Source organism: Streptomyces sp. NPDC002817, assembly GCF_053592055.1.
On the sequence record NZ_JBSFUY010000021.1, the window covers coordinates 166,869 to 174,419 of the forward strand.

7 protein-coding genes are annotated in these 7,551 nt (G+C 70.9%); 5 read left to right on the forward strand and 2 right to left on the reverse strand.

Annotation, left to right across the window (positions count from 1 at the left end):
- Positions 1–254 precede the first annotated feature (254 nt).
- Together ACWD3I_RS32360 and ACWD3I_RS32365 are read right to left on the reverse strand one after the other, a co-directional pair.
- Positions 255–932 (reverse strand): response regulator, encoded by a 678-nt coding sequence (locus ACWD3I_RS32360; RefSeq protein WP_365404877.1) that lies wholly within the window; start codon positions 930–932, stop codon positions 255–257.
- Positions 929–2,578: a sensor histidine kinase gene (locus ACWD3I_RS32365; protein ID WP_365404875.1), complete on the reverse strand. Its 1,650-nt coding sequence runs from the start codon at positions 2,576–2,578 to the stop codon at positions 929–931. The genes ACWD3I_RS32360 and ACWD3I_RS32365 overlap by 4 nt, the downstream gene beginning before the upstream one ends.
- A gap of 97 nt (positions 2,579–2,675) precedes the next feature.
- On the opposite strand from ACWD3I_RS32365, the gene ACWD3I_RS32370 reads away from it, so the two are divergent.
- From ACWD3I_RS32370 to ACWD3I_RS32390, 5 genes are all read left to right on the forward strand, one after another.
- A complete protein-coding gene (locus ACWD3I_RS32370; protein ID WP_365404872.1) occupies positions 2,676–3,680 on the forward strand; it encodes a Bug family tripartite tricarboxylate transporter substrate binding protein in 1,005 nt (334 codons plus the stop codon).
- Positions 3,677–4,213, forward strand: coding sequence for a tripartite tricarboxylate transporter TctB family protein (locus ACWD3I_RS32375; RefSeq protein WP_365404869.1), 537 nt, complete (start codon positions 3,677–3,679; stop codon positions 4,211–4,213). Before ACWD3I_RS32370 ends, ACWD3I_RS32375 begins: the two co-directional genes overlap by 4 nt.
- Positions 4,214–5,713: a tripartite tricarboxylate transporter permease gene (locus tag ACWD3I_RS32380; RefSeq protein WP_365404866.1), complete on the forward strand. Its 1,500-nt coding sequence runs from the start codon at positions 4,214–4,216 to the stop codon at positions 5,711–5,713.
- 14 nt (positions 5,714–5,727) lie between these two features.
- Entirely contained in the window at positions 5,728–6,123 is a 396-nt protein-coding gene (locus ACWD3I_RS32385; protein ID WP_266884333.1) for a universal stress protein, read from the forward strand.
- 253 nt (positions 6,124–6,376) lie between these two features.
- Positions 6,377–7,438 carry a hypothetical protein gene (locus tag ACWD3I_RS32390; RefSeq protein ID WP_365404863.1) on the forward strand — a complete coding sequence of 354 codons (1,062 nt, stop codon included), beginning with the start codon at positions 6,377–6,379 and terminating at the stop codon, positions 7,436–7,438.
- Positions 7,439–7,551: the final 113 nt, after the last annotated feature.

Below are 7,551 nucleotides of genomic sequence, written 5' to 3' on the forward strand. Positions count from 1 at the left end.
ACCCGCCGTCACCACCGATCGGCACCCACCCGCCGTCACCACCGATCGGCACCCGACCGCCGTCACCACCGATCGGCACCCGACCGCCGTCACCACCGATCGGCACCCGACCGGCGTCACCGGCCCCGGCACCGACCCGGCCTCACACCGGCCAGCCCCCACCCGCCGTCACCACCGGTCGGCACCCGACCGGCGTCACCGACCCCCGGCACCACCCGGCGTCACCAACCACCGCCACCCGCCCACCCGTTCACTCACCTACCGTGCCAGTGATACCGGCGTTCGGGGCGCCCCGCGTGGCCATAGCGCAGGGACACCACCGCGCGGCCCGTGACCGCGAGGTGTTCGAGATAGCGGCGTGCGCTGACCCGGGAGATGCCGACCCGCTCCGCGCACTCCGCGGCGGACAGGGTCCCGTCGACCGCGCGCAGCGCACGCTCGACCAGCTCCGAGGTCTCCACGCTCATCCCCTTCGGCAGCGTGGGCGCCACCGTCGGCGCGGCGACCCGGCCCAACGCCCGGTCCACCTCGGCCTGTCCGCTCACCGTCCCGACGCACAGGTCGCCGCGCCGGGCGCTGTAGCGTTCCAGCCGGTCCTTGAGTTCCTCGGCGTCGAACGGTTTCAGCAGGTAGTCCACGACGCCCTGGCGTACGGCACGGCGCACCGCCTCCGCCTCGCGGGCGGCACTGATCACCATCACGTCGCAGTCGTGACCGGAGGTCCGCAGCCGGGGCACGACGTCCAGGCCGAACATGTCGGGCAGATAGAGGTCGAGCAGGACAAGGTCGGGCTCCAGCTCGGCGACGGCGGTGAGGGCCTGTTCCCCGCAGTTCGCCGTGCCGACGACACGGAAGCCCTCGACGCTGTCCACGAATCCGCGGTGGATGCGCGCCACCATGAAGTCGTCCTCGACCACGAGTACATCGATCACCGGACCTCCTCCGTCTCCCGCTCGGCCGGCCGGCCCACGGACATCCGGGCCGTGAACACCGCGCCCGTCTCTGTGTTGGTCACCGACACCTCGCCGCCCCTGCGCGTACAGACCAGCCGGGTGAGGGCCAGGCCGATGCCCCGGACGCCGCCCTGCGCGGCCTTCGTGGTGAAGCCGTGGGAGAAGACCTCCTGGGCGAGCTCGGGAGCGACCCCCGGGCCCGAGTCACGGACCACGATCTCCACACAGGAGGCGTCCTGGCTCAGCTCGACCTCCACCCAGGCGCCGTCGGCACGTTCCGAGGCCGCCGCCGCGTCGAGAGCGTTGTCGACGAGATTGCCGAGCACGGTGGCCACGTCCGCGGAGTCCATCGGCTCCAGCCGGTCCAGGGCCGTGCGTTCGGAGATCCGCAGCTGCACCCGGCGCTCCGCCGCCAGCGCGGACTTGGCCATCAGCAGCGCGGCGACGGCCCGGTCCCGGACCCGGCTGTTGAGGGTCAGATCGAGCGACTCGCGGTGCTTGCGCAGGGCGCGGACATACCGTACGACCTCGTCGTGCTCGCCGATCTGGATCAAACCGGAGATGGTGTGCAGCTGGTTGGAGAACTCGTGCGCCTGGGCGCGCAACAACTCGGTGCTGCTGCGGAAGGACCCCAACTCGCGCTCCATCCGCGCCAGTTCGGTGCGGTCACGCAGGGTCGTCACCGAGCCGAGGCGTCGGCCGTCCTTGGTGACCTCCATGCGGTTCATCACCAGCACCCGGCCCCGGCGCACGACCACCTCGTCGCGCTGCTCGGCGCCGCGGTCACCACCGGTCCCGGCCAGGACGTCGTACAGCCTGCCCTCGATCCCCAGGTCGGCCAGGCTCATCCCGACGCAGGTCTCGGGCAGGTCCAGCAGTGCGCGGCCGACCTCGTTGACCAGCGTGAGCCGCAGCCGCGGGTCGAGGGCGATCACGCCCTCGGCGAGCCCGAACAGCATGGCCTCGCGGTGCTCGGCGAGACCGGCGATCTCGCGGGGTTCGAGACCGAGGGTCTGCCGTTTGATGCGGCGGGCCAGCAGCCAGGACCCGGCCACGCCGAGCACGCTCGCGATGCCGAGGTAGGCGAGCAGATAGGAGGAAGCCCCGCTCAGACGCTGCCAGACCGACGGTGAGGCCCGTCCGATCATGACCGTGCCGATGTGCTCGCCGACGTGGTCGTCGTGCTCGGCGAGCACCGGCGCCTGGGCGACCAGTTCCCGGACCCCGGCCACCGGCAGCTCTCCCGACCAGCCGCGGGCCCGCGCGACGTTCGTCCCTTCGACGGGGAGCCGGGTGCCGACCAGGGTGGGGTTGGTGGCGGCCACGATCTCGCCCTCCGCGTCGGCGACGGTGACCGAGGTGACGTTCGACCGGGTCCGTGTGGTCTGCAGCAGCGGCGCCAGCACTTCACCGGGCGCGGGCAGCACGAGCTGGGTGCGCAGCAGGGGGTTGCCGGCCATCTCCTCGGCGAGGGCGGTCACCCGGCGGCCCTCGACCCGGTCGAACGTCGCCTTGGACTGCGCCAGCGAGACGGCGGCCACCGCGACCAGCACGACCACCACGATCGCGAGCTGGAGCACCAGCAGCTCACCGGCGAGCGTGGGGCGGCGCGATCTCACGACCACTATGAACTCAACCTTCAATGGTCACACAAGGCAGACGGGGTGTTCGAGAATCCGCACAATCATGGCGCCGGACCAGCCCGAGCGAAAGAGATGAGCCATGAGAACTCGCAGAGCCGCACTTCTCGGCGCTCTTGCCACTGTGTCGATGATCGCCGTGAGCGCCTGCGGTGCCACCGCGGAGAAGGAGGACTCGGGGAGCGGGGGGTCCAAGGCCGCCACCGGTCTGCGCCTGATGGTGCCCAACACCCCGGGCAGCGGGTACGACGTGACCGCCCGGACCGTCGCCCAGGTGATGCAGGACTCCAAGGTGGCGTCCGGGGTCCAGGTGTACAACCTGCCCGGCGCGGGCGGCACCGTGGGGCTCCAGCGCCTGGTGAACGAGAAGGGCAACGGCAAGCTGGCCATGCAGATGGGCCTGGGTGTGGTCGGTGCCGCGTACACCTCGAAGTCGAAGGCGACGCTCACCGACACCACCCCGCTCGCCAAGCTGATCGAGGAGGCCGGCGCGATCGTCGTGTCGAAGGACTCCCCGTACAAGACGATCGACGACCTCGTGACGGCCTGGAAGAAGAACCCCAAGAAGGTCGCCGTGGGCGGCGGTTCGTCGCCGGGCGGTCCTGACCACCTGCTGCCCATGCAGCTGGCGAAGGCGGTCGGAATCGAGCCGAAGGACGTCAACTACGTCTCGTACGACGGCGGCGGCGAGCTCCTGCCCGCGATCCTCGGCAACAAGATCGCCTTCGGTGCCAGCGGTTTCGGCGAGTTCCTCGACCAGATCGAGGCCGGGCAGGTGCGGGTCCTGGCGGTCACCAGCGAGGAGCCGATCGCGGCGGTCAAGGACGCGCCCACGCTCAAGGGTTCCGGGATCGACCTGGTCTTCACCAACTGGCGCGGCTTCGTGGCCCCTCCGGGGATCACCGACGCGCAGAAGGCGTCCTGGATCGACGCTCTGACCACGATGCACGAGTCGAAGGAGTGGAAGGCCGAGCTGACCAAGCGCGGCTGGACCGACGCCTTCGTCACCGGTGACGAGTTCGGCACCTATCTCAAGGACCAGGACAAGTCCGTCGCCGATCTGCTGGCAGAGCTCGGGCTGGCATGAGCTCCCAGGCGACGGACGAGCACACCGTGGAGGACGCCCGTCCGCCCCGGGGCGGGGACCGCGCACAGTACGGCGTGTGCGCGTTCCTCGTCCTGCTGGGCGCCGCGGTGATCGTGGACGGGCTCGGGATCCCGCACATCACCAGCAGCACCGACCCCGTCGGGCCGCGCGCGGTGCCGGTCATCCTCGGCGTGCTGCTCCTGGTGGCCGCGGCGGTGTACGCGGTCGACGTGGCCCGCGGCGGTCACGGTGAGCCGGAGGCCGGGGAGGACGTCGACCTGTCCCAGGGCAGCGACTGGCGCACGGTGCTGCTGCTGATCGCCGCGTTCGTGGTGAACGCGGTGCTGATCGAGCGGCTCGGCTGGGTGATCAGCGGCTCACTGCTGTTCTGGGGGACGGCCTTCGCCCTCGGCAACCGGCACTACGTACGCAATCTGCTGATCGCGGTGACGCTGTCCCTCACCACGTTCTACGCCTTCGCGATCGGGCTCGGTGTGAACCTCCCGGCCGGTGTGCTGCAAGGGATCCTGTAGATGGACAACCTCGACAACCTCATGCAGGGCTTCGCGGACGTCGTCGCCCCGATGAACCTGCTCCTGGCACTCATAGGTGTCGTCATCGGCACCGCGGTGGGCGTGCTGCCGGGCATCGGCCCGGCGATGACCGTGGCCCTGCTGCTGCCGGTCACCTACGGCATGGAGCCGGTGCAGGCGTTCATCATGTTCGCCGGCATCTTCTACGGCGGGATGTACGGCGGGTCGACCACCTCGATCCTGCTGAACACCCCCGGCGAGTCGTCCTCGGTGGTGACGGCCATCGAGGGCAACAAGATGGCCAAGGGGGGCCGGGCCGCACAGGCGCTCGCGACCGCCGCGATCGGTTCCTTCGTGGCGGGCACCATCGGCACCCTGCTGCTGGTTCTGGTCACCCCGTTCGTGGTCGACTTCGCGGTCAGTCTGGGCGCGCCGGACTACTTCGCCCTGATGCTGCTGTCGTTCATCGCGGTCACCTCCGTGCTGGGCGCCTCCCGGATCCGGGGTCTGATCTCGCTGCTGCTGGGTCTGACGATCGGCCTGGTCGGCATCGACGCGGTCTCCGGACAGCAGCGGCTCACCCTTGGCATCCCCCAACTCGCGGACGGCATCGACGTGGTCGTCGTCGCGGTCGGCATCTTCGCCGTCGGCGAGGCGATGTGGGTGGCGGCGCATCTGCGGCGCAAGCCCGCCGAGGTCATCCCCGTCGGCACACCGTGGATGGGGAAGCAGGACTTCAAGCGGTCCTGGAAGCCCTGGCTGCGGGGCACGGCGCTCGGTTTCCCGTTCGGCGCGCTGCCGGCCGGCGGCGCGGAGATCCCGACCTTCCTGTCGTACGCGACGGAGAAGCGGCTGACCAAGCACCCCGAGGAGTTCGGCAAGGGTGCCATCGAGGGGGTGGCCGGTCCGGAGGCCGCGAACAACGCCTCCGCCGCCGGCACCCTGGTCCCGATGCTGGCCATCGGCCTGCCGACGAACGCCACCGCCGCCGTCATGCTCGCCGCCTTCCAGTCGTACGGCATCCAGCCAGGGCCGCTGCTGTTCGAGCGCGAGGCGAGCCTGGTGTGGGTGCTGATCGCCAGCCTCTTCGTCGGCAATCTGCTGCTGCTCCTGCTCAACCTGCCGCTGGCGCCCGCCTGGGCGAAACTGCTGCAGATTCCGCGCCCCTACCTGTACGCCGGGATCCTGTTCTTCGCGTCGATGGGCGCCTACGCCGTCAACGCCCAGCCCCTGGACCTGTTCCTGCTGTTGCTCCTCGGACTCCTCGGCTTCGGGATGCGACGGTTCGGACTGCCGGTGCTGCCCCTCATCGTCGGCGTCATCCTCGGCCCGCGGGCCGAACTGCAGGGGCGGCGCTCCCTGCAGCTGTCCGGCGGCGAACTGTCGGGACTGGTGGGCGGGCCGGTCTCCTACGCCGTCTACACGACGATCGTCCTGGTGCTCGCCTGGCCGCTGGTCCGGCGGTTCGTCGTCCGTCCCCTGCGTGAGCGAAGTGCCTGAGAGGAAGAGCAGACATGACCGTACTGGTCGGATACGTACCCTCACCCGAGGGTGAGGCCGCGCTACGGGCAGGGATCGACGAGGCCCGGCTGCGCGGCGAGAAGCTGCTGGTGGTGAACACCTCGCGCGGGGACGCCTATGTGGACCCGCGGTTCGCGCAGGAGCCGGATCTGGCCCATGTCCGGGAGGATCTCGCCGCGCTGGGCGTCGAGTTCGACGTCCGCCAGGTGCTCGGCGGGGGCGACGCCGCCGAGGAGATCATCGAGCTGGCGGAGCAGGCGGACGTGTCCCTGGTGGTGATCGGGCTGCGGCGGCGCAGCGCGGTCGGCAAGCTGATCACGGGCTCGGCCGCGCAGCAGATCCTGCTCGGAACCGGCTGCCCGGTCCTCGCCGTGAAGGCCGCCGTGTAGCTGTGGCCGACGGCAGTGGGAACAGGGCCCGCCCCAATGCGGATGGTGGGCGGACCCTGTTCGTCCCAGACATTGTGGTGCGCGGATCCCACCCCCGACATGGGTGAACCGTGGCCACCCGAAGTGGATCGCGCACACCCCGAGTGCGCGGTTCGCACTGGGACGGTGGCGGGAAAACGACCCCGCCCGACCTCCGCGGACCGGCGGTGACGATACTGGTAGCCGCACGGACCCCCGCCCCACAGATGGACTCATGCAGACCTCCCCCGCAGCCCTTCCCCCCACCGTGTGGCCGGCCCGCGGCCGCCACGTCGGATCCGCCGCCGCGGACGTGCTCCGCGTCAACCTCCAGCAGCTCAAGGACGGCGCGGTCGTCGACGACTTCCTGGAGCTCAAGGAGGAGCAGGTATTCGAGGCCCGCTGGCGGGTCGACGGCGACGTGACCGTACGGGCCCGGCTGACGCTCGGGGCCGGCGAGGAGTGGGTCCTGGTCGCGGAGGCGGAACAGCCGTGGCAGGCGACGTGGGCCTCCCCCATCGGCATGTTCTGGCCGCTGGATCCGGACACGGGCTGGGACCACGACACCGTCGCCGGACTGCGCTTCCGGGACGTCAACCGGCTGCCCGAGGACGACAAGGAGCTGCGGCGCCTGCTGCGGGACTGTGTGCGTGACTCCTGGGCGCTGCACATCGTCGTCCACGAGGCCATGACGCCCGACGACCGTGGCCGCCGGCCGCTGACCGAGCATCTGCCGGCGAGTCTGCGTCACCGCGTGGTGGAGCACCGGGCCGCGCCGCATCAGCTGCGGGCCGTCAACTGGGCGCTGAAGGAGTTCGACGTCCAGGTCCCGCGCGGCGGAGCCGTCGTCCTGTCCCCGCTGCCCCTCGACCAGGACGCCGACGCCGACGACTTCTCCGTACGCAGTGTCTTCCTGGACGGCACCCCGCCCACGGAACTCATCGACGCCGTGACCCGCTTCGCCGGGCTGCCGAGGCCGCTGCCGGAGGGTGCCGAGGAGGCGCTGACCGCGCTGCGCGAGCAGTGGCGGCTGACGACCGCCGAGGAGGAGCTGGTCCGCCAGCGCGAGCTCGTCGCCATGTACGCCGAGGCACTCGACGCGATGACGAAGTCCCGCGATCTGTACCGGGAGGCCGCCGAGCACGCCAACGAGGCGCTGGCCGCCTACCGCGAGGCGGGCGCCGAGGCACCGACACCGCCCGCCGAACAGCCGGGCTCACCGCTGCAGCAGCTGACCCGGACCCTGGAACGCTTCAAGCCTCGTCGGCCCCCACGGGACGGGAACGGCGTCGGCTAGCTGCCGCGGGCGCTGCGGTCGACGGCGGTCTGATCACGTGATCATCGGCGCGGGCGGCTTCGCCCGGGAGACCGCACAGGCCGTACACGACGCGGGCGAACTCAAGCTGCTCG